This is a genomic window from uncultured Succinatimonas sp., from assembly GCF_905203285.1.
Lineage (GTDB): Bacteria > Pseudomonadota > Gammaproteobacteria > Enterobacterales > Succinivibrionaceae > Succinatimonas.
In genome coordinates this window covers 1-2,342 of sequence record NZ_CAJKVK010000142.1, presented here as the reverse complement: position 1 = coordinate 2,342, position 2,342 = coordinate 1, and the positions used below count along the sequence as shown (strand labels likewise).

At 31.8% G+C, this 2,342-nt stretch carries 2 protein-coding genes; both read right to left on the bottom strand.

From position 1 onward, the window contains the following. Window positions 1-300: 300 nt before the first annotated feature. Window positions 301-864: an elongation factor P gene (gene efp, locus QZ019_RS09660; protein WP_295484602.1), complete on the bottom strand. Its 564-nt coding sequence runs from the start codon at window positions 862-864 to the stop codon at window positions 301-303. A gap of 112 nt (window positions 865-976) precedes the next feature. After that, complete coding sequence (gene earP, locus QZ019_RS09655; protein WP_295484600.1) at window positions 977-2,053, bottom strand: elongation factor P maturation arginine rhamnosyltransferase EarP; 1,077 nt, start codon at window positions 2,051-2,053, stop codon at window positions 977-979. Window positions 2,054-2,342 lie beyond the last annotated feature (289 nt).

The following is a 2,342-nucleotide window of genomic DNA, read 5'->3' as shown; positions in this document are numbered from 1 at the left end:
TTTCTTTATTATTTTTGTTATTAGTAAACAAAAATTTGTGGGATCTTAAATTTTCTCTTTATTTTTAAGATCTTATTTAAGATTAAATCTTTGGGAAAATCGTTTTGGATCTTTGTTTTTTATGTTGAAAAAAGCCTGTTTTTCAACAGTATAGTTTTTATAGTGTTTTTACCGAATGTTTTTATTAAAACTTTTTTGATACTTTTTAACAGGTTTCCCAACAATTGATGTTTTGATTTTTATTATTTAGATATAAAAAAAGCAGGAATAAATCCTGCCTTTTGATGAAAAATCGATTGATTAAACGCGCTTTTTGAACTCGTTGGTACGAGTGTCGATTTCAATCTTATCGCCGATATTTACGAAATCAGGAACCTGAATTTCAAAACCGGTACCGGCAAGACGTGCAGGTTTGGTAACTTTGCCAGAAGTATCACCGCGAACGGCCGGCTCGGTATACTCAACTTCACGAACGATGCTGATAGGAAGTTCTACACTGATTGCTTTACCGTTGTAGAAGGTTACCTGGCAAACATCTTCCATGCCGTCTACTAAGTAGTTAAGAACATCACCTAAGTTGTCCTTTTCAACGTCATACTGGTTGAACTCATCATCCATAAAGACATAAAGAGGATCATTGAAGTAAGAATAGGTGCAGTCTTTGTGCTCTAAGATGACATCTTCAAGACGGTCATCAGCGCGGAATACGGTTTCAGTACCGGCATCAGACAATAAGCTCTTTAACTTCATTTTGACAACAGCTGCGTTACGGCCTGATTTGTTGTACTCGGTTTTCTGAACTACCATCGGGTTGCCGTTAAGCATGATAACGTTGCCGGCACGGATTTCTTGAGCTAATTTCATGAGTTTACCTTTAAAATTTACCTTAATTTAAGAAATATTCTTTAGGTTAACCGGGCTATTCATGCCCTAAACTTTAATATTTTAACATAGTAAAGCCTGTAAAAATCGCAGGTTATGCGTTAAGACTTAGTAAAAAATCGCAAAGATTATCACTTAATGATCCTAAATTTAGTAAGTGTAAAGACCAAAGCTTGAATATTTCATTTACGTTTTGTTCAAATTCATCATAAGAATCGATTAAAGGAAATTCGTGAGCATCGTTATATGAAAGCATTAAATTTTTTAGAATAAAAAATGTTTCTGAAGGTTTTACGACTTCTTCAAGTCGGTCAAAAAAGGACATTAACTTTAAAATGTGTGCGTTATCTTCTTGAACGTATATCTGCCATAAAAAAGGTTTTCCGCTTAACATTGCACGGACTATTGAGTCTTCTCCTCTGACCAGATTTAAATCTGCTGACAGCAAATAATCATCATATTCATCTTGTGAAACCATTTTTACTGCTTTTATGGATATTTTCTGATTTAAATCAAAGTATTGTCCGGGCTGCAAATTAAGTTTTAATTGCTGATTTAGATTGTTAAGCGCTTTTCCTTCAAAAACGGTGATTTCACTTTTCTTTTTTGATTTTGAAAGTAAAGAAATTATGTCTTTTATATGAGAGTTTTCATAAGAGAAAAGCGTTACTTTTCTAATTTCACTGCTTTTTAGATTATTTTTTTGTAATTTTTTTATGAAATTTTCTTCTGTAACTACCCCGCCTGTTCCTTTTGTGAAACCCGGGAAAAAGAAGTAACTTGTAAACCCGTCACCAAAAGACTGACATTTATGGCAATCCTCAACCCATTTTTCAGCGCTTAAGTACTCTAAATTGATTACCTTACTGTGCTTTACTTTGATTTTATCTATAGCATTTTGACAGAGGCGGCAGGAAAAAGCCTGTATGACATATTCACTTGGATCATAATCTTCAAGCTTGTCATTCCATTTTTTTATGTGAAGATTTTCGTTTTCTTCATCTTTTTTATCTTTTATAGTGTTCAGCGTTTTTAGATCGTCACAGTAAAGAAACACATTAAATTGCTTAAGGCTTAAATCTCTTGCCAAGCGCAGACAAACTCCGGCGTCACCGTAATTATCAAGAACAGTACAAAAAATATCTAAACTATTTTTTATTTTTGTAATCATGAGCTTAAATTTGATTTTTAAAAAGTCGTTAAATAAAGGTATACGTAATTTTAACCGGTAAAATTCGTTATCTTTTTTAGAGATATGATTTTTTGCCAGGCATTTCAATATAAATATAACAATTATATTAATGTAATTACTGTAGTTGTTTTTTGATATTTAAATTATCTTGATACAAACAGTTATATTTCTTTAGGTTATATTCTTTTGCTGTATTTAGCTGTTTAATGTATGCGGTATAAATTTTATCTTTTGATAAAAATTTTTAACTGTATTTTAAGCAATAAAA

Bases quoted from the DNA above. Each gene is read 5' to 3' on its own strand.
- efp (WP_295484602.1), bottom strand. From the start codon at position 864: ATGAAATTAGCTCAAGAAATCCGTGCCGGCAACGTTATCATGCTTAAC.
- earP (WP_295484600.1), bottom strand. From the start codon at position 2,053: ATGATTACAAAAATAAAAAATAGTTTAGATATTTTTTGTACTGTTCTT.